At 59.8% G+C, this 18,901-nt stretch carries 18 protein-coding genes; 10 read left to right on the top strand and 8 right to left on the bottom strand.

What is annotated here, in order from left to right:
* Positions 1 to 44: 44 nt before the first annotated feature.
* The 3 genes from IMQ56_RS18750 (at position 45) to IMQ56_RS18740 (ending at position 3,683) form a co-directional block, all read left to right on the top strand.
* Positions 45 to 596: an NAD(P)H nitroreductase gene (locus tag IMQ56_RS18750; protein WP_058652891.1), complete on the top strand. Its 552-nt coding sequence runs from the start codon at positions 45 to 47 to the stop codon at positions 594 to 596.
* A 116-nt stretch (positions 597 to 712) separates the two neighbouring features.
* Entirely contained in the window at positions 713 to 1,756 is a 1,044-nt protein-coding gene (gene selD, locus IMQ56_RS18745) for a selenide, water dikinase SelD (protein ID WP_017384682.1), read from the top strand.
* 4 nt (positions 1,757 to 1,760) lie between these two features.
* On the top strand, positions 1,761 to 3,683 hold the full coding sequence (locus tag IMQ56_RS18740; protein ID WP_017384681.1) for a DNA topoisomerase III: 1,923 nt from the start codon (positions 1,761 to 1,763) through the stop codon (positions 3,681 to 3,683).
* A gap of 92 nt (positions 3,684 to 3,775) precedes the next feature.
* Here the strand turns inward: IMQ56_RS18740 and gdhA are convergent, their stop codons facing one another.
* Positions 3,776 to 5,119, bottom strand: coding sequence for an NADP-specific glutamate dehydrogenase (gene gdhA, locus IMQ56_RS18735; protein WP_196063645.1), 1,344 nt, complete (start codon positions 5,117 to 5,119; stop codon positions 3,776 to 3,778).
* 225 nt (positions 5,120 to 5,344) lie between these two features.
* On the opposite strand from gdhA, the gene IMQ56_RS18730 reads away from it, so the two are divergent.
* Positions 5,345 to 5,617: a YnjH family protein gene (locus IMQ56_RS18730; RefSeq protein ID WP_003857857.1), complete on the top strand. Its 273-nt coding sequence runs from the start codon at positions 5,345 to 5,347 to the stop codon at positions 5,615 to 5,617.
* Here IMQ56_RS18730 and IMQ56_RS18725 read toward each other — a convergent pair.
* Positions 5,577 to 5,993 (bottom strand): pyrimidine (deoxy)nucleoside triphosphate diphosphatase, encoded by a 417-nt coding sequence (locus tag IMQ56_RS18725; RefSeq protein WP_017693607.1) that lies wholly within the window; start codon positions 5,991 to 5,993, stop codon positions 5,577 to 5,579. The genes IMQ56_RS18730 and IMQ56_RS18725 overlap by 41 nt on opposite strands.
* A gap of 75 nt (positions 5,994 to 6,068) precedes the next feature.
* Between IMQ56_RS18725 and IMQ56_RS18720 the strand changes: the two genes are divergently transcribed.
* Entirely contained in the window at positions 6,069 to 6,641 is a 573-nt protein-coding gene (locus IMQ56_RS18720; protein WP_032670967.1) for a carboxymuconolactone decarboxylase family protein, read from the top strand.
* Entirely contained in the window at positions 6,631 to 7,248 is a 618-nt protein-coding gene (locus IMQ56_RS18715; RefSeq protein WP_045141483.1) for a CDP-alcohol phosphatidyltransferase family protein, read from the top strand. The genes IMQ56_RS18720 and IMQ56_RS18715 overlap by 11 nt, the downstream gene beginning before the upstream one ends.
* On the opposite strand, the gene IMQ56_RS18710 is transcribed toward IMQ56_RS18715, so the two are convergent.
* The 6 genes from IMQ56_RS18710 to xthA all read right to left on the bottom strand — a co-directional run bounded on the left by IMQ56_RS18710 (position 7,245) and on the right by xthA (position 13,420).
* Positions 7,245 to 8,552: a sulfurtransferase gene (locus IMQ56_RS18710; protein ID WP_196063644.1), complete on the bottom strand. Its 1,308-nt coding sequence runs from the start codon at positions 8,550 to 8,552 to the stop codon at positions 7,245 to 7,247. The genes IMQ56_RS18715 and IMQ56_RS18710 overlap by 4 nt on opposite strands.
* A 73-nt stretch (positions 8,553 to 8,625) precedes the next feature.
* Positions 8,626 to 9,246, bottom strand: coding sequence for an ATP-binding cassette domain-containing protein (locus tag IMQ56_RS18705; protein WP_045141484.1), 621 nt, complete (start codon positions 9,244 to 9,246; stop codon positions 8,626 to 8,628).
* Complete coding sequence (locus tag IMQ56_RS18700; RefSeq protein ID WP_047719384.1) at positions 9,246 to 10,775, bottom strand: thiamine ABC transporter permease; 1,530 nt, start codon at positions 10,773 to 10,775, stop codon at positions 9,246 to 9,248. The genes IMQ56_RS18705 and IMQ56_RS18700 overlap by 1 nt, the downstream gene beginning before the upstream one ends.
* The gene (locus IMQ56_RS18695) at positions 10,748 to 11,908 is read right to left on the bottom strand and encodes an ABC transporter substrate-binding protein (protein ID WP_032671512.1); all 1,161 of its coding nucleotides are present in this window, start codon (positions 11,906 to 11,908) and stop codon (positions 10,748 to 10,750) included. The genes IMQ56_RS18700 and IMQ56_RS18695 overlap by 28 nt, the downstream gene beginning before the upstream one ends.
* Before the next feature lie 15 nt (positions 11,909 to 11,923).
* Complete coding sequence (locus tag IMQ56_RS18690; protein ID WP_039271056.1) at positions 11,924 to 12,607, bottom strand: TVP38/TMEM64 family protein; 684 nt, start codon at positions 12,605 to 12,607, stop codon at positions 11,924 to 11,926.
* A 6-nt stretch (positions 12,608 to 12,613) separates the two neighbouring features.
* Entirely contained in the window at positions 12,614 to 13,420 is an 807-nt protein-coding gene (gene xthA, locus IMQ56_RS18685; protein ID WP_015570756.1) for an exodeoxyribonuclease III, read from the bottom strand.
* Positions 13,421 to 13,853: 433 nt separating this feature from the next.
* Here xthA and IMQ56_RS18680 point away from each other — a divergent pair, with 433 nt between their 5' ends.
* Genes IMQ56_RS18680 through astB form a run of 4 tightly spaced genes read left to right on the top strand, consistent with a single transcriptional unit; the run spans position 13,854 to position 18,901 of the window.
* The gene (locus IMQ56_RS18680; protein WP_032104258.1) at positions 13,854 to 15,074 is read left to right on the top strand and encodes an aspartate aminotransferase family protein; all 1,221 of its coding nucleotides are present in this window, start codon (positions 13,854 to 13,856) and stop codon (positions 15,072 to 15,074) included.
* Positions 15,071 to 16,105, top strand: a complete 1,035-nt coding sequence (astA, locus tag IMQ56_RS18675) for an arginine N-succinyltransferase (protein WP_015570755.1) — start codon at positions 15,071 to 15,073, stop codon at positions 16,103 to 16,105. Before IMQ56_RS18680 ends, astA begins: the two co-directional genes overlap by 4 nt.
* Complete coding sequence (gene astD, locus IMQ56_RS18670) at positions 16,102 to 17,589, top strand: succinylglutamate-semialdehyde dehydrogenase (protein ID WP_196063643.1); 1,488 nt, start codon at positions 16,102 to 16,104, stop codon at positions 17,587 to 17,589. Before astA ends, astD begins: the two co-directional genes overlap by 4 nt.
* A complete protein-coding gene (gene astB, locus IMQ56_RS18665) occupies positions 17,576 to 18,901 on the top strand; it encodes an N-succinylarginine dihydrolase (protein WP_196063642.1) in 1,326 nt (441 codons plus the stop codon). Before astD ends, astB begins: the two co-directional genes overlap by 14 nt.

Genomic DNA, 18,901 nt, shown 5'->3' with positions numbered 1-18,901 from the left:
GTCGTGTTAATTTTGTGAGTAAATTTCATGAAAGGAGTTAACCAATGGACGCACTTGAACTGCTTGTTAACCGTCGTAGCGCTTCCCGCCTGGCCGAACCGGCACCCGTCGGCGAGCAGCTGGAAAACATTCTGCGTGCCGGAATGCGTGCGCCGGACCATGGCACATTGCAGCCGTGGCACTTCTTTATTATTGAAGGCGAAGGGCGCGACCGCTTCAGCCAGCTGCTGGAGCAGGGGGCTGTTGCCGCAGGCCAGGATGAGAAGGGGATTGATAAAGCCCGCAACGCGCCGTTCCGTGCGCCGATGATCATCGCGGTAGTCGCAAAATGTCAGGCCGATCATAAAGTGCCGGTCTGGGAGCAGGAGATGTCTGCCGGTTGCGCGGTAATGGCAATGCAGATGGCCGCCGTCGCGCAGGGCTTTAATGGCATCTGGCGCACCGGACCGCTGACCGAGAGTTCGGTCGTGCGTGATGGCTTTGCCTGTGGTGAGCACGATAAAATTGTCGGCTTCCTCTATCTTGGCACCCCGCAGCTTAAAGCTTCCAGCACCATTAGCGTGCCGGACACCACGCCTTTCGTCAGCCGTTTTTAATCACCCGCGCTAAACTGTCTGGATTCTGAGCATCCGCCGCAGAATTCAGACAGTCATACTTACCTCTTTATGGAATGAGCGCTACCATAGCGCGATTGAGATGACAGGAGACGTCCATGAGCGAGCAAACCATTCGTTTAACGCAATACAGCCACGGAGCCGGTTGCGGTTGTAAAATTTCCCCCAAAGTGCTGGAGACCATCCTGCACAGTGAGCAGGCGAAGTTTGTCGACCCGAACCTGCTTGTCGGTAACGAAACGCGTGACGATGCAGCGGTTTATGACCTGGGTAACGGCACCAGCATTATCAGCACTACTGACTTCTTTATGCCGATTGTCGACAACCCGTTCGACTTCGGGCGCATTGCGGCCACCAACGCCATCAGCGATATCTTTGCGATGGGCGGTAAACCGATTATGGCGATCGCCATTTTGGGCTGGCCGATTAACACCCTCCCGCCGGAGATTGCCCGCGACGTGATCGAAGGCGGACGCTTTGCCTGCCAGCAGGCGGGTATTGCCCTGGCCGGTGGTCACTCTATCGATGCGCCGGAGCCGATCTTCGGCCTGGCCGTCACCGGCGTGGTGCCGACCGAGCGCGTGAAGCGCAACAGCACGGCGCAGGCGGGCTGCAAGCTGTTCCTCACTAAGCCGCTGGGCATTGGCGTACTGACCACTGCCGAGAAGAAATCCCTGCTGAAGCCCGAGCATATCGGTCTGGCAACGGAAGTGATGTGCCAGATGAACCTCGCCGGTGCGGCATTCGCCAATATCGACGGCGTGAAGGCCATGACCGACGTGACCGGTTTTGGTCTGCTGGGGCACCTCTCTGAAGTCTGTCAGGGCGCGGGCGTGCAGGCGCAGGTCTGGTATCAGGATGTGCCTAAGCTGCCGGGCGTGGAAGAGTACATTGCTCAGGGCGCAGTGCCGGGCGGGACGCAGCGCAACTTCGCCAGCTACGGCCATTTAATGGGCGAAATGCCGGAAGCGTGGCGTAACCTGCTGTGCGATCCGCAAACCTCCGGCGGCCTGCTGCTGGCGGTGACGCCGGAAGCTGAAGCTGACGTTCAGGCGACGGCTGCCGAGTTTGGCATCACCCTGACGGCCATTGGTGAGCTGGTGACCGCCCGCGGTGGTCGCCCGATGATTGAGATCCGTTAATTCGATGCGGTTGTTTATTGCCGAAAAGCCGAGTCTGGCGCGTGCCATCGCCGATGTGCTGCCCAGGCCGCATCGCAAAGGAGACGGCTTTATCGAATGCGGTAACGGGCAGGTGGTCACCTGGTGTATCGGTCACCTGCTTGAACAGGCGCAGCCGGATGTCTACGACAGCCGCTACGCCCGCTGGAATCTCAACGATCTGCCGATTGTGCCGGAAAAGTGGCGTCTCCAACCGCGTCCTTCCGTCACCAAACAGCTCAACGTCATTAAGCGCTTCCTGCATGAGGCGACGGAAGTGGTCCACGCGGGTGACCCGGACAGGGAAGGGCAACTGCTGGTCGATGAAGTGCTGGACTACCTGGAGCTGGCGCCGGAAAAGCGCCAGCAGGTGCAGCGCTGCCTGATCAACGACCTCAACCCTCAGGCGGTAGAGCGGGCCATTTCACGCCTGCGCGCCAACAGCGAATTTATTCCCCTGTGTGTCTCCGCGCTGGCGCGTGCCCGTGCGGACTGGCTGTACGGGATCAACATGACCCGCGCCTACACCATTCTCGGGCGCAACGCGGGTTATCAGGGCGTACTCTCCGTCGGTCGTGTCCAGACACCGGTGCTGGGGCTGGTGGTGCGTCGCGACGAAGAGATCGAAAATTTCGTCGCCAAAGACTTCTTCGAAGTCAAAGCGCATATCGTCACGCCGAAAGACGAACGCTTTACCGCCGTCTGGCAGCCAAGCGATGCCTGTGAGTCATATCAGGACGAAGAGGGACGGCTGCTGCATCGCCCGCTGGCGGAGCACGTGGTCAACCGCATTACCGGCCAGCCCGCAATCGTCACCAGCTATAACGACAAACGGGAAACGGAGCCCGCACCGCTGCCGTTCTCCCTTTCGGCGTTGCAGATTGAGGCGGCTAAGCGCTTTGGTCTTAGCGCGCAGAACGTGCTCGATATCTGCCAGAAGCTCTACGAAACCCACAAGCTGATCACCTATCCGCGTTCGGACAGCCGCTATCTGCCGGAAGAACACTTCGCCGGACGCCACTCGGTGATGAATGCCATTGGCGTCCATGCGCCGGATCTGTTGCCGCAACCGGCGGTAAACCCGGATACCCATAACCGCTGCTGGGACGATAAAAAAGTCGATGCTCACCACGCGATAATCCCGACGGCGCGCACCAGCAACGTCAACCTGACCGACAACGAAGCAAAGGTCTATAACCTGATCGCACGTCAGTATCTGATGCAGTTCTGCCCGGACGCGGTGTTCCGCAAGTGCGTTATTGAACTGGAGATTGCCAAAGGCAAATTTATCGCCAAAGCGCGTTTCCTCGCGGAAGCGGGCTGGCGCACGCTGCTCGGCAACAAAGAGCGTGACGAAGAGAACGACGGCACGCCGCTGCCGGTCGTGGCCAAAGGCGACGAACTGCTGTGCGAGAAGGGCGAAGTGGTTGAACGACAAACCCAGCCGCCGCGCCATTTCACCGACGCGACGCTGCTGTCGGCCATGACCGGCATCGCCCGTTTTGTGCAGGATAAAGATCTGAAGAAGATCCTGCGCGCCACCGACGGTCTGGGGACGGAGGCGACCCGCGCGGGGATCATCGAACTGCTCTTTAAGCGCGGCTTCCTGGAGAAAAAGGGACGTTACATCCATTCAACAGAACCGGGCCGGGCGCTAATTCATTCGCTGCCGGAGCTGGCCGCCAGGCCGGACATGACCGCGCACTGGGAGTCGGTGCTGACGCAGATCAGCGAAAAGCAGTGCCGTTATCAGGACTTTATGCAGCCGCTGGTAGGGACGCTTTATCAGCTGATTGACCAGGCGCGCAGTACGCCAGTGAAGCGATTCCGGGGAATGGTCGCCCCGGGCGGCGGGGCGAAGAAACCGTTCAAAAAGAAGAAAAGCGCAGCCAAAAATACAACCGCTTAAACCGTAGGCCGGGTAAGGCGAAGCCGCCACCCGGCGAAAAGCCCGGTGGCGCTAACGCTTACCGGGCCTACAAGGGCGAGAATGCAGCGAAACTAAATCACACCCTGTCCGATCATCGCATCGGCCACCTTCACGAACCCGGCGATATTCGCCCCGCGCACGTAGTTAGTTTGCGAGGCCTCGCCGCCGTACTCCACGCAGGCGTGATGAATATCGAGCATGATGTGGTGCAGACGGGCATCCACTTTCTCTGCCTTCCAGCCCATTCTCGCGGCGTTTTGCGCCATTTCCAGACCGGATGTTGCCACGCCGCCAGCGTTCGCCGCCTTGCCTGGCGCAAACAGCACGCCCGCGTCCAGGAACAGGTCGGTCGCTTCAATAGTGGTGGGCATATTTGCCCCTTCCGCTACCGCTTTCACGCCATTGCTAATCAGCGTCCGGGTGGCATCCACGTCCAGTTCGTTTTGCGTCGCGCACGGCAGGGCGATATCCACCGGCACGCCCCACGGCTGTTTACCTTCCAGATAGGTCAGGCCAAATTCACGGGCATAATCCGCTACCCGACCGTCACGGCTGGCTTTGATTTCGCACAGACGCGCCAGTTTTTCTGCCGTAAAGCCAGCTTCATCCACCACGGTACCGCTGGAGTCGGAGGCGGTCACCACGCGCGCGCCAAACGCCATCGCTTTCTCGATAGCGTACTGCGCCACGTTGCCGGAGCCGGAGACCGCCACGCGCATCCCCTCGAAGCTCAGCCCGTGACGCTTAAGCATCGCTTCGGTGAAATAGACCAGACCATAACCCGTCGCTTCCGGGCGAATCAGGCTACCGCCAAACGACAGACCTTTGCCGGTAAAGACGCAGGCGCTGTTGTTGGAGAGCTTTTTCATCATCCCGGCCATAAAGCCCACTTCACGCCCCCCCACGCCGATATCCCCGGCAGGAACGTCGGTATCCGGCCCAAGGTGGCGATAGAGCTCAGTGACCAGCGCCTGGCAGAAGCGCATCACTTCGCCTTCGCTCTTGCCTTTCGGATCGAAATCACTCCCGCCTTTACCGCCGCCCATCGGCAGGGTAGTGAGCGCATTTTTAAAGGTCTGCTCGAAGCCGAGGAATTTCAGAATCGACAGGTTCACCGAGGGGTGGAAGCGCATCCCGCCCTTAAACGGCCCAATGGCGGAGTTAAACTGCACGCGCCACGCGCGGTTGACCTGCACCTGATTGCGGTCGTCCACCCACGCCACGCGGAACTGGATGACGCGCTCCGGCTCTACCAGACGTTCAAGCAGCGCCATCTGACGGTAACGCGGATTTTCCTCAAGGAAGGGCCACAGGGTGGTCATGACTTCACGAACGGCCTGGGCAAACTCGCTTTGGTGCGGGTCGCGCTGCTGAACATGGGCAAGAAAGCTTTCCAGAGAGCGTGTCTGATCCATAGATATAAGAACCTCTTATAATAATTTATGCGTGTGGCGTAGATGTTTTGTGTCGTTTTTTTGACTATACCACCCGCACCGCTTTGAGAGGCAAGCAGAAATTTATGCCGCAAGGGAAATTAATGACAGGGCGCGCGTCATAACCAAAAGCGATGACGAGATAAATTAAAGATCCCGTCCGGATCGACCGTTATAGATATAAACGATGCAAAGGAAATAAAGTCTATGAACCGTTACGCAATGGCCGCGTTATGTTTGATGGTGTCCGCCGGGGCACAGGCTGACCGCATTCGCCCGGATGTCGAGGTCAACGTGCCGCCAGAGGTCTTTAGCGCTGGCGGCCAGCGTGCGCAGCCGTGTAATCAGTGCTGTATCTATCAGGATCAAAACTATTCCGAAGGCGCAGTGGTCAGGGCAGATGGCGTGCTGTTGCAGTGCCAGCGTGATGAACGCACCCTCAGTACAAACCCGCTGGTCTGGCGTCGCGTAAAAGAATAAACGCCTCCAGCAGCGGTATATCCGCCGGGGCTAAAGCATACGTGAACGCGTCTTCTGGCGTGCACCATACCAGCGCCGAGTGATAATGCGCCTTCAGCTGACCGCTAAATTCAGGCACATGCCAGGCGTGGAGGTGAATCAGCCGCTGCGACACCTCCCGCTGGTGGCTTGCCACATACCGCGCGGGCACGGCCTCAATGCCGAGCTCTTCGCGCAGTTCGCGGATCAGCGCTTCCGGCTGGGTCTCACCGGCTTCAACCTTCCCGCCTGCAAATTCCCACATTCCTGGCTGATCGGCATGTTCGGGACGCTGCGCCAGCAAAATCTTGCCCTCTTTTTCGAGGATGGCCGCAACCACATCGAGTGTTTTCAGCATGTTCGTCAATAATTAATAGCGAAAAACGACATATTATCGTGCCCTTCCAAAGAGTCCAGTCATCAGGAGAATCAGGTGAAAGAGACATCCGCCTGGGTTGCGCCCATGGAAACCCTTCCCGTCAGCCTCAGCCCCATCGCCGCCATGCAGAAAAAACACTTCGGCGCGGTGCTGAACCCCACGCGCTGGTGGGGGCGTATGCCGCGTCTTTTCTGGCTGGTGGCGCTATTTGTCGGCTATCTGGAGCGGCGCAAGGCGCGTTTGACGCCGGTTCTGCGATCGCTACTAATGACGCGGATCTCGCAGATCTGCCACTGCGCATTTTGTATTGATGCCAACAGCCTGCGTCTGGCCGAGCGGAGCGGGGCGCTGGATAAAGTGCAGGCCGTCAGCGACTGGCAAAATTCCACCCTGTTCAGCGAAGAGGAGCGCGCGGCGCTGGCCTATGCGGAAGCGGTCACCGCCACGCCACCTCAGGTGGATGAAAATATCAAAAGTCTGCTGAAGCGCCACTTTACGGAAGAGACCATCACCGAAATGACGGCTCTGATTGCCTTTCAGAATCTTTCCGCCCGCTTTAACGCCGCGCTGGATATCCCGGCTCAGGGGCTGTGCGCCACGTTTAAAGGTAAACCGCATGCTGGATAAACATCTGCACCCCCGACTGAAACCCGGGTTAAATCAGCTGGCCGCCGCGCTGGATAGACCGTTTATCACGCCTGATGGCTTAACGCTCGCCGGGTTTGCGATTGGCGTGCTGGCGTTACCGTTTCTGGCGCTGGGCTGGTATCCGGCGGCGCTGATCGCCATTGTGCTGAACCGGCTGCTGGATGGTCTGGACGGCGCGCTGGCGCGTCGCCGTGGCCTGACGGACGCGGGAGGATTTCTTGATATCGCCCTCGACTTCCTGTTCTACGCCCTGGTGCCGTTTGGCTTTGCGCTGGCCGCTCCGGCTGATAACGCGATCGCCGCCGCCTGGCTGCTGTTCGCTTTTATGGGGACGGGCAGCAGTTTTCTGGCCTTTGCCGCGCTGGCGGGGAAGCATGATATCGACAACCCCGGCTATGCGCACAAGTCGCTTTATTACATTGGGGGATTAACGGAAGGAACGGAGACCATCGCGCTGTTTGCGCTGTGCTGCCTGTTTCCGGCGCATTTCGCGCTGTTTGCCTGGACGTTTGGCGCGTTGTGCTGGCTGACCACCACAACGCGCATCTGGAGCGGTTATATCACGCTGAAATCACTTCCCCGCTAGCGTGCGCTCTCCGGTCCGCGCTCCCCGGTGGAGACCGGGTTCTGCGGATGGCTGCTCCATTCGTACCAGCCGCCGTCGTAGACGGCAACGTTCTGCCAGCCCATCGCGCGGGCGTACATAAAGGCTTCAGACGCGCGCCAGCCGGTACCACAGTAAAACGCAACGTGCTGCTCCGGCAGGATATTCCACGTTTTCCACATGGCGGCAATATCATCGGCGCTACGCATGGTGCCATCCGGATTGTGGAAATCTTCCATGTGGGTCGCGTCGCTGCCCGCATGGCCCCAGCGCGCACCGGCAATTTCACCTTTTGGCTTGATATAGCTGTAGCCGCTGGTTAAACCGATAAACTCTGGCCAGGAACGAATGCTCACCAGCGAGGCATCCTGACGGTGCAGCATTCCCCGGGCCTGCTCCATATCCACCATCAGCCGGGGCTGGCCCGGGATCGGCGCGCCAAAATCAGGGGCTGGCTTCACCTTTGCAGGCGTTCCGCGCTCAACGGGCAGGCTGGCGTCGGACCACGCCTTCCAGCCGCCATCCAGAATTCGCACATCCTTCACGCCCGCGTAGAGCATGATCTGCGCCACGCGCGCGGCGGCATACACGTCGCGACCGTACAGAATGACGGTGGTATCGTGACGGATCCCGTGCTTCGCCAGCATCGCTTTCAGCTTTTCGTCAGAGACCTTATTCCACAGCGGTTCGCTTTCCACTTCATTGGTGTCGATATAGCCCGCACCGGGAATGTGGCTCAGGAGATAAAGCTTCGGCGCACCCCAGCCAGCCTCGATCACCTTCCATTCTCCGGCTGGTGCGGCGGTAACGGGTTTGCCCTGCTGCAACTGGCGGATCCACTGCGGATAAACCAGCTGTTCGAAATGCGCCAGACGTTGCAGACGGTCGGATTGTTGCAGGGCATCGCTCAGGGTGGAGACGTGGGTAAAGCCCGCTTTCTCCAGCCGCGCTTTGACGGTCTGGTTGTCATCATCGTTGCCATAGAGCGCAACCGGCATGTCTGGCGTAAGCCGATGTTGTTTTGCCCAGCCGCTGAGCTGTTCATCGCTCATTGCCCCAAGCCAGTTGGCAGAGAGATTAAGCGCGGCGGGTTCATGCCCGGACGTTCCGCTCAGGGTCTGCGGCCAGCCGTTATAGAACGCACTGACGCGCGTATCAATTACCGCGCCGTTTTGCGCCTGGAGCTGGTCCAGCGTGAGGGAGTGGGGCATATCAGCCGCCGTGGAGGAGAGTGAGGCGAGGCCGCAGATCAGGGCCAGCGCGGTCAGTTGAGAAACACGTTTCATCGAAAAACCTGACGTCATTAAAAGAGGGGGGCATTGTCGTCTCTCCTGAAGCCAAAAACATTGCGTTAGCACATTATTGCCAGCGAGAAATCTCAATCACCTCGCCGCCGGGCGGAATATCGTCCTCATCATGCGTGACCAGCACCACCGGGATCCTGCGCTGGCGAGTAACCTCGAATACCCACGCCCGGAATGAGGCGCGCAGCGTTTTATCCAGTCGACTGAACGGCTCGTCGAGCAGCAATGCCTGCGGCTGGGCGAGAAGAGCGCGCAACAGGCTGACCCGGGCGCGCTCGCCGCCGGAAAGGGTCGCCGGATCGCTGGCGTAGTGGTTTGCCAGCCCGGCAGTGTCCAGGGCCTGTTCTACCGCGTTGCGGCGGGCGCGCCCGACGATGTGCGCCGGCAGCGCCAGCATCAGGTTTTGCCCCACGCTGAAGGCGTCAAACAGCAGGGCATCCTGAAACAGAATGCCGATCCCGCGCGTTTCCACGGGGAGCATATCGCAGCGGCGATCGTTCAGCCATAGCTCGCCGTGCGCCTTAAAATCAGCGGATAACGCCCCCACCATCCAGGCGAAAAGGGTCGATTTTCCGCTCCCGGAGGGCCCCATCAGCGTGACAATCTCCCCCGCCGGGACGCGGAAGTTGACCTCACGGAAGAGTGGCGCAATGGTGAGATTTTTCACGTACAGCATTAACGTAATCCTTGTCTGTGACGGCCCACGAGCCGGGAGAGCAGCGCGGCAAGGGCAAATACGCTGCTGGTCAACAGCAACAGACCCAGCGCCCGGCTGGCGAGGATCGGAATGCTGCCGCCGCTGCTGAGGGCGACCGCCTCCGTCGTCAGGGTGGTGAAACGTCCCGCTCCCAGCCAGAGGGTCGGCATGTACTGGGCCATGCTCACGGAAAAGCCGGTGGCAAAGGCCAGCAGGGCCGGACGAACCATCAGGGGGCATTTCACCAACCAGAAAATTTTCGCCTGTCGCCAGCCCAGCGTTCTGGCGGTGAGGATAAGCCGGGGATCGAGCCTGCGCCAGGCCGGTTGCAGCACCAGGAGCATCCACGGGAGAACCCAGAGCATATGGCTCCAGAGCACCGCAGCGTACTGGCCGTCGATGCCCAGCCACAGCGCCACGGCATATTGCCCGGACACGAGGGGCAGCGCCGGGAGGGCGAGCGGCAGCCAGACCCACACCGCGCCGCGCTGGGGTCCCCACTCAAGCCAGAGCATGAGGATGGCCAGCGCTGTCAGGCTGGACAGCAGTCCCAGTGAAAGGCTGTCGCTGACGGGGCCGATGTCGTCCCGGCGTGCCAGCATCAGCAGAACCAGCGCACAGAGGACGCCGCACAGCGGCAGTAACCCGCCCAGCGTCCGTGCGGGCAGCGCAGTATGCGAAGCGTGACGAATTCCGGAGGGGTCACGCTGGGCGCGCCGCCATGCCGTCCAGAAGCCGTATCCCACCGCGGCAAGCGCCGCCAGCAGCAGGAGCAACACCAGACACAGCAGCGTTCCCTTTGTTTGCTGTTGTGCATCGCCCTGGGCGAGCCACTGCCAGGCCAGTACCGCCAGCGTAGGCGGGTTGCCTGGCCCGAGCACGATCGCCACATCCACCACGGAAAGCGACCAGGCCAGCACCGCCAGCATGACTGCGCCCAGCGCGGGGGCGATTGCCGGGAGGACGAGCCAGTTGAGCGCCTGCATTCGTCCGTAGCCGAAGGTATGCAGGACGATTTTCTGCTGTGCGAGACGCTTTTCAGGCAGCGCGGCGTAGATTGCCCACAGAACGAACGCGCTCTCTTTGACCGCAAGCGTCAGGCCAAGCCCGATACCGTAGCGGTCAAGCTGCGGCGAACAGACCGTACAGATCCGGTAAAACTGCCCCCCTTCCGCAAACAGCAGCAGCGCGCTGGTGGCGAAGGCGACGTGCGGCACGGCTAACAGCCACGGCAGACGGGTGCTCAGGCGCTGCCAGCCTTCACCCGGCCAGAGAAGCGCAAGCAGGGTCAGGGCGATAAACAGTGAGCCCAGCGTCGCGATAAGCGTGGAAACCAGCGTGGCGGCCAGCGCCTGCGGCAGCTGCGGGTCGGCAAACAGCGTCGCCCAGTTGCCGGGAGAAAACGCCGGGGCCAGCAGCATGCCGCTGGCGGGAAGCAGTGGCAGATAGATGACCGCCATTGCCGCCCAGACCAGCCCGCTTAGCGGGTTCCGTAGCGGCGAAGCCATTCCTGCTCCAGGGCGTTAACCCAGGCGGCGTGAGGTTCGGGAAGTACATCAGGCGTGCCTGAGGGGGTAAAGGCGCGAAGCTGTTTTGCCGCTTTCGCAGGCAGTTTTTCGCCATCCAGCACGCTCGGGTCACCCCAGACGGCAGGATTAGCTTTGCGGATCTGCGCCTGCGGTGACAGCAGGAAATTCGCCACCACCTTCGCGCCTGCGCTCGCGCTGGCGTTTGCCGGGATAGCGACAAAATGGACGTTGCCGATCATGCCTTTGAGAAAGCCGAAACTGTAGCTGTCGGCAGGCAGTTCACCGCTCGCCACCTTTTGCATCGCATGGGCGGGGTTAAAGGTGAGCGACAGGTTCAGGCTGCCGCTGGCCAGCAGCGTATCCATGCGCGCAGGCGACGGAGGAAAATCGTTCCCTTCGCGCCACAGCAGGGGGTGCAGCGTATCAAGGTAATCCCACAGCGGCGCGGTGACCTGCGCAAAGGTACTGTCTGGCGCGTTTTTTAGCGCCTCCGGATGGGCGGTCAGCGCCAGCAGTAGCTGCTCAAGAAACGCCGTGCCGGTAAAATCCGGCGGTCGCGGATAGCTCACCTTGCCAGGGTGCTGTCGGGCGTATACCAGCAGCGCGTGGGGATCTGCCGGTGGTGTCGGCGTACTCGCTTTACGGGCGATAAAGGTTAATTGCGCGCCGCCCCACGGGGATTCTGCCCCATCGGTCGGGATGGCAAAATCTTCCGTTACCGGTTTACGGGTATCGACGTAGCGCCAGTTGGGCAGGGTTTGCGCCCAGCCGGTGAGCAGCAGGTTTGCCGCTTTCAGGTTGCGGAAGTTTTCCCCGTTTACCCAGAGCAGATCCACCGACCCGTTACTGCTGCGTCCTGCGGCATGTTCCGTCTGGATCCGCTTCACCGCGTCGGCGGCATCGGCCAGATGAACGATCTTCAGGTTGATGGCGTAGTGCGTTTTCATCTCGCCGCTTACCCAGTCGAGGTAGCGGTTAACGGCCTCGTCACCGCCCCAGGCGTTAAACCAGACGGTCTGCCCGGTGGCCTGTTGCTGAATGGATTGCCAGCTCTCTGCGGCGAAGGCAGAGGTTGCCAGCAGCAGACTCGTCAGAAACGCGCAAAAACGCACCCGGCGCATAATGCCTCACTTTTTAATCGAAGGGATGTAACGGGAAAACAGCCAGCGAGTGACCAGCGGTAATAACCCTAATAGTGTAAAGGCGAACAGCAGTCCCGGCGACAGAATATCGCGCAGCGAGGTGAGTTTCCCCAGCTCGCGTCCGGCGTTCAGATAAATGACGGTGGCAGGTAGCATTGCAAGCTGGCTGACCCACCAGTAGTGACGCACCCTGAGACGGGTTAGCCCCATCAGCAAATTGACCAGAAAGAACGGGAACAACGGCATCAGGCGCAGGGCAAAAAGGTAGCGTGCGCCGTCGCGATCCATCCCCGCATCTATCGTGCTCATCTGTGCGGCAAAGCGCCGTTGCACCCAGTCGCGCAGCAGATAACGGCTGACGAGCATGGCAAGCGTGGCGCCGAGCGTCGAGGCAAATGACACCAACAGCGTCGCCTCCCACAGGCTGAAAAGCGCCCCGCCGAGCAGCGTCAGAAGCGCGGCTCCGGGGATCGACAGCGCGGAGAGCAGAACGTAAACCGCAAAATAGATCAGCGCGCTCTGAAGAGGCGCCTGCTCCACACGATCGATCAACGTTTGCTGGTGCATTTTTAGCGTGTCGAGGGAGAGCATGCCTGGAGGAAGCAAAACAACGGTCAAAACAAATGCGCCCAAAAGGGCGCACAGGAGACTGATTTTTTTAATATTCACTGAAGTTTACAGCTTGAACGTTGCCCATACCGGCGCATGGTCGGACGGTTTTTCCATGCTGCGGATGTCATAGTCGATACCGGTTTCGATGCAGCGTTCGGCCAGGGGGGCGCTCGCCAGCAGCAGATCAATACGCAGGCCCCGGTTGTCATCGAAGCCTTTAGAGCGATAGTCAAACCACGAGAAGCGATCCTGCGTCGCCGGGTTAGCCGTGCGGAAAGTATCCACCAGCCCCCAACCCAGCAGGCGCTCCATCCACTCGCGCTCCTCCGGCAGGAAAGAGCATTTGCCGGTGCGCAGCCAGCGCTTACGGTTCTCTTCGCCAATACCGATATCCAGATCCGTCGGGCTGATATTCATGTCGCCCATGATCAGCACCGGGTTTTCTTTTTTGAGTTCGGTTGTCAGGTAGTTTTGCAGATCCTGATAAAACTTCGCTTTGGCCGGGAATTTGGTTTCATGATCGCGGCTTTCACCCTGCGGGAAATAGCCGTTGATGACGGTCACATTGCCGAGCGCGGAAGGAATTTCCGCCATGATGATGCGGCGTTGCGCCTCTTCATCGTCACCCGGGAAGCCACGACGCACCGACACCGGCGTATCTTTGGTCAGCAGCGCAACGCCGTAGTGGCCTTTCTGACCGTGGTAAAAAACGTTATAGCCCAGCTTCGCTACCTCTTCGAGCGGGAACATATCGTCGTGAACTTTTGTCTCCTGCAAGCCGATCACATCTGGCTGATGTTGCTCAACAATCGCTTCAAGCTGGTGAGGGCGGGCACGCAGGCCGTTGATATTAAAAGAGACAAATTTCATAGTCGCTGCCAATGCAAGGTGAATAGTGCAAGGATGGTAGCAGAATTTACGTCGTCTGTTATCCGCTTCGCCCAATTACTGCGACAGATAATGCCGACGGTGCAATATTTGCACCATTTCGGCGCGTTTTGCCCTCGAACAGGGCGTAAAGGGCCGATAAATTTCGCGAGCGATCACAATTCCAGAATTATATTTGGCCTCTGCATACTCTTTCTTGTTTTCATGCGGTAAAGCGCCGCTTGTCGTAATAATATTCACTATTTATGCATTAACAGTGAATAACTCCATATTGTAACTCATTGATATTCTGTTACCCCAACCCGTTTATGCATTTTTATCGCTGGCTGGCACGAACGCTGCAATCTACATTCACAGTGCAAACACTCAATTATTTAACATTTAAACAACCTTTTATTTACCGGATGAGGTCGCTATGTCTCTGTCAGTTACGCGTGAAAATTTCGATGAATGGATGATGCCGGTATACGCTCCGGCGGCTTTTATTCCGGTACGTGGGGAAGGCTCTCGCCTGTGGGATCAGCAGGGCAAAGAGTATATCGACTTTGCGGGTGGGATTGCGGTGAATGCGCTGGGGCATGCAAACCCGGCGCTGCGGCAGGCGCTGAATGACCAGGCGGCGAAATTCTGGCATACCGGCAACGGTTATACCAACGAACCGGCATTGCGTCTGGCGAAGAAGCTGATCGACGCCACTTTCGCAGAAAAAGTCTTTTTCTGTAACTCCGGCGCGGAAGCGAACGAAGCGGCGCTGAAGCTGGCGCGCAAATATGCGCACGATAAATTCGGCGCGCACAAGAGCGGCATCGTAGCCTTTAAAAATGCCTTCCATGGCCGCACGCTGTTTACCGTCAGCGCGGGTGGTCAGCCCTCATATTCTCAGGATTTTGCGCCGCTGCCGCCGGATATCCGGCATGCGGCGTATAACGATTTACACTCTGCCAGCGAGCTGATTGACGACACCACCTGTGCGGTGATTGTCGAGCCCATGCAGGGGGAAGGCGGCGTCATGCCCGCCCAGAAAGCGTTCCTGCAAGGGCTGCGCGAGCTGTGCGATCGGCATAACGCGGTCCTGATTTTTGACGAAGTCCAGACCGGCGTGGGCCGCACGGGTGAGCTGTACGCCTACATGCACTATGGCGTGACCCCGGATGTGCTCTCAACAGCCAAAGCGCTCGGCGGCGGTTTCCCGGTGGGGGCGATGCTGACCACCGATAAATTCGCCAGCGTGATGACCGTGGGCACCCATGGCACCACATACGGCGGCAACCCGCTGGCAACCGCTGTCGCCGGACAGGTGCTGGATATCATCAACACCCCTGAGGTGCTGAACGGCGTGAAGCAGCGTCACCAGTGGTTTGTTGAGCGCCTTACTGCCATCAATAACCAGACCGGCTTGTTCAAAGAGATCCGCGGTCTGGGGCTGTTAATAGGCTGTGAGCTTGCCCCTGAGTTTGCCGGCAAAGCGAAGCTGATTTCACAGGAAGCGGCAAAGCAGGGCGTAATGGTGCTAATTGCCGGTGCTAACGTGGTGCGGTTTGCCCCTGCGCTGATCGTCAGCGAGGAAGAGGTCAGAACCGGGTTGGATCGTTTTGCGCTGGCCTGCGAACAGGTGAAGTCCGGGGTGTCATCATGATGGTCATCCGTCCCGTTGCGCACGGCGATCTCGCCGGGCTTATGCAGCTTGCCGGTAAGACAGGGGGCGGGCTAACCTCGCTGCCTGCCGATGAAAAAACGCTGTCGGCGCGCATTGAGCGCGCCCTGCAAACCTGGCAGGGGACGTTGCCAAAAAGCGAACAGGGCTATGTGTTCGTGCTGGAAGATACCGACACGGGAACCGTGGCGGGGATTTGCGCCATCGAGGTGGCCGTCGGGCTTAACGATCCGTGGTACAACTACCGGGTCGGCACGATGGTCCACGCCTCGAAAGAGCTGAACGTTTACAACGCGCTGCCGACGCTCTTCCTCTGTAATGACCATACCGGCGCCAGCGAACTCTGCACCCTGTTTCTCGATCCGGACTGGCGCAAAGAGGGCAACGGTTATCTGCTCTCCAAATCGCGCTTTATGTTTATGGCCGCCTTTCGCGACCGCTTCAACGAAAAAGTGGTCGCGGAGATGCGCGGCGTGATTGATGAGACGGGCTATTCGCCGTTCTGGGAGAGTCTGGGCGAACGCTTCTTCTCCATGGAATTTAGCCGGGCGGATTACCTGTGCGGTACCGGTCAGAAGGCGTTTATCGCCGAGCTGATGCCGAAGCATCCTATTTATACCCATTTCTTAACGCCTGAAGCGCAGGCGGTGATCGGCGAAGTTCACCCGCAAACCGCCCCGGCCCGCGCAGTGCTGGAGAAAGAGGGATTTCGCTACCGTAACTACGTCGACATCTTCGACGGCGGCCCGACGCTGGAATGCGACATTGACCGCGTTCGCGCCATCCGTAAAAGCCGCCTGGTTGAGGTTTCAGAAGGCCAGCCCGCGCCGGGCGAGTGGCCAGCCTGCCTGGTCTCGAACGAGAATTACACCAACTTCCGCGCCATGCTGGTGCGAACCAACCCAACATGCGAGCGTCTGGTACTGACGGCTGCGCAACTGGATGCCCTGAAATGTAACGCTGGCGACACGGTTCGCCTGGTGCGGCTCTGCCCTGAGGAGAAAACAGCATGACTCTATGGATTAACGGTGACTGGGTAACGGGCGAAGGTGACGCGCGGACAAAAACTAACCCGGTCGGTCAGGAGGTGCTCTGGTCGGGGAACGACGCCAGCGCCGGGCAGGTTGAGCAGGCCTGCCAGGCTGCACGCCGCGCGTTTCCGGCATGGGCGAAACGGCCATTCTCCGAGCGCCAGGCGCTGGTTGAGAAATTTGCTGCGCTGCTGGAGGCCAATAAAGCCGAGCTGACCCGCATCATTGCCTGCGAAACCAGCAAGCCGCGCAGGGAGGCAACAACCGAAGTCACGGCGATGATCAACAAAATCGCGATATCGGTGAAGGCGTACCATACCCGCACCGGCGAGCAGCATACCGAGATGCCAGACGGCGCCGCCACGCTGCGCCACCGTCCGCACGGGGTGCTGGCGGTATTTGGCCCGTATAACTTCCCCGGACATCTGCCGAACGGGCACATTGTGCCTGCGCTGCTGGCGGGGAATACCGTCATCTTCAAGCCGAGTGAGTTAACCCCCTTAACCGGAGAAGCAGTCATAAAACTCTGGGAGCAGGCGGGGCTGCCGCCGGGGGTGCTGAATCTGGTGCAGGGCGGGCGTGAAACAGGTCAGGCGCTGAGTGCGCTGAGCGACATTGACGGTTTGCTGTTCACCGGCAGTGCCGGAACGGGGTATCAGCTGCATCGTCAGCTGGCGGGGCAGCCGGAAAAAATTCTGGCGCTGGAGATGGGCGGCAACAACCCGCTGATTGTGGAAGATCCGGATGATATCGATGCCGCGGTCCATCTGACCATTCAGTCGGCGTTCATTACCGCCGGACAGCGCTGCACCTGCGCCCGCCGCCTGCTGGTTAAGCGCGGCGCGCAGGGGGATGCGTTCCTGAAGCGTCTGGTGGAGGTGAGCGCGCGTCTGGTTCCCGCGAAATGGGATGCCGAGCCGCAGCCGTTTATCGGCGGGCTGATCTCCGCGCAGGCGGCGCTGAACGTGCTGAAAGCGTGGCAGGAGCACGTGGCGCGTGGGGCGAAAACCCTGCTGGAGCCGAAACAGGTAATGCCGGGCACGTCGCTGCTGACGCCGGGGATTATTGAGATGAGTGCGACGAGCAACGTGCCGGATGAAGAGGTCTTTGGCCCGCTGCTGTGCGTCTGGCGCTATGACGATTTTGAGTCGGCGATCGAGATGGCCAACAACACCCGCTACGGCCTGTCGAGCGGCCTGATATCGCCGCATCGCGAGAAATTCGAACAACTGCTGCTTGAAGTGCGCGCCGGGATCGTGAACTGGAACAAACCGCTGACCGGTGCGGCGAGCACCGCGCCGTTTGGTGGCGTAGGGGCGTCGGGCAACCATCGCGCCAGCGCCTGGTATGCCGCCGATTACTGCGCGTGGCCGATGGCAAGCCTGGAAACCCCGGCGCTGACGCTGCCGGAGACGCTGAATCCGGGGCTGGATTTTACAGAGGGTGACGCCCATGAAAGCGCGTGAGGTTAACTTTGACGGCCTCGTGGGGCTGACGCACCACTATGCCGGGCTATCGTTCGGCAATGAAGCCTCGACGAAGCACCGTTTCCAGGTCTCGAACCCGAAGCTGGCGGCGAAGCAGGGTCTGTTGAAAATGAAGGCGCTGTCCGATGCCGGTTTCCCGCAGGCGGTGATCCCGCCTCAGGAGCGACCAAACGTGGCCGTGCTGCGCCAGCTGGGGTTCAGCGGTACGGATGAACAGGTGGTGGAAAAAGCAGGCACGCAGACGCCACACCTGCTTTCGGCGGCCAGTTCAGCCTCCTCGATGTGGGTGGCGAATGCCGCCACCGTTGCGCCGTCGGCGGATACGCTGGACGGCAAAGTGCATCTGACCGTTGCTAACCTGAACAACAAATTCCACCGCGCCAGCGAAGCGGAGACCACCGGGCGCGTGCTGCGCGCCATTTTTAATCATGAAGCGCATTTCGAGGTACATTCGGCGCTGCCGCAGGTCGCGATGTTTGGCGATGAAGGGGCGGCAAACCACAACCGTCTGGGCGGCGACTATGGCGAGCCGGGTTTGCAGCTGTTTATCTATGGACGGGAAGAGGGCGGCCACGCCGCGCCGGTTCGTTATCCGGCGAGACAAACTTTAGCCGCAAGCCAGGCGGTTGCGCGGCTGAACCAGGTTAATCCTTCTCAGGTGATTTTTGCCCAGCAAAATCCGCAGGTGATCGACCAGGGCGTGTTTCATAACGACGTCATTGCCGTTTCCAACCGTCAGGTGCTGTTCTGCCACGAGCAGGCGTTTGCCCATCAGGAAAAGTTGCTGGCCACGCTGCGCGAACGCGTGCCGGGATTTATGCCGATTCAGGTGCCCACGCAGGCGGTAAGCGTACAGGATGCGGTCGAAACGTATCTGTTCAACAGCCAGCTGCTGAGCCGGGATGATGGCAGCATGATGCTGGTGCTGCCGCAGGAGTCCCGCAACCATCAGGGCGTCTGGCGCTATCTCAGCGAACTGGTGCAGGCGGATAACCCGATTGATGAACTGCGCGTGTTTGATCTGCGGGAAAGTATGGCCAATGGCGGGGGACCGGCGTGCCTGCGACTGCGCGTGGTGTTAACGCCGGAGGAGATGCAGGCCGTGAATCCGGCGGTGATGATGAACGACACGCTGTTCAATACCCTCAATGACTGGGTGGACCGCTATTATCGCGACCATCTGGTTCAGGCCGATCTGGTTGATCCGCAGCTGCTGCGCGAAGGCCGCGAGGCGCTGGATGCATTATCGACCATCCTGCAACTGGGATCGGTTTATCCGTTCCAGCGCTAA

This window comes from Enterobacter sp. Res13-Sevr-PEC09-46 (assembly GCF_015672585.1).
Taxonomy (GTDB): domain Bacteria; phylum Pseudomonadota; class Gammaproteobacteria; order Enterobacterales; family Enterobacteriaceae; genus Enterobacter; species Enterobacter hormaechei_C.
The sequence above is the reverse complement of the archived record's forward strand: the minus strand, read 5'-3'. Positions and strand labels throughout refer to the sequence as shown.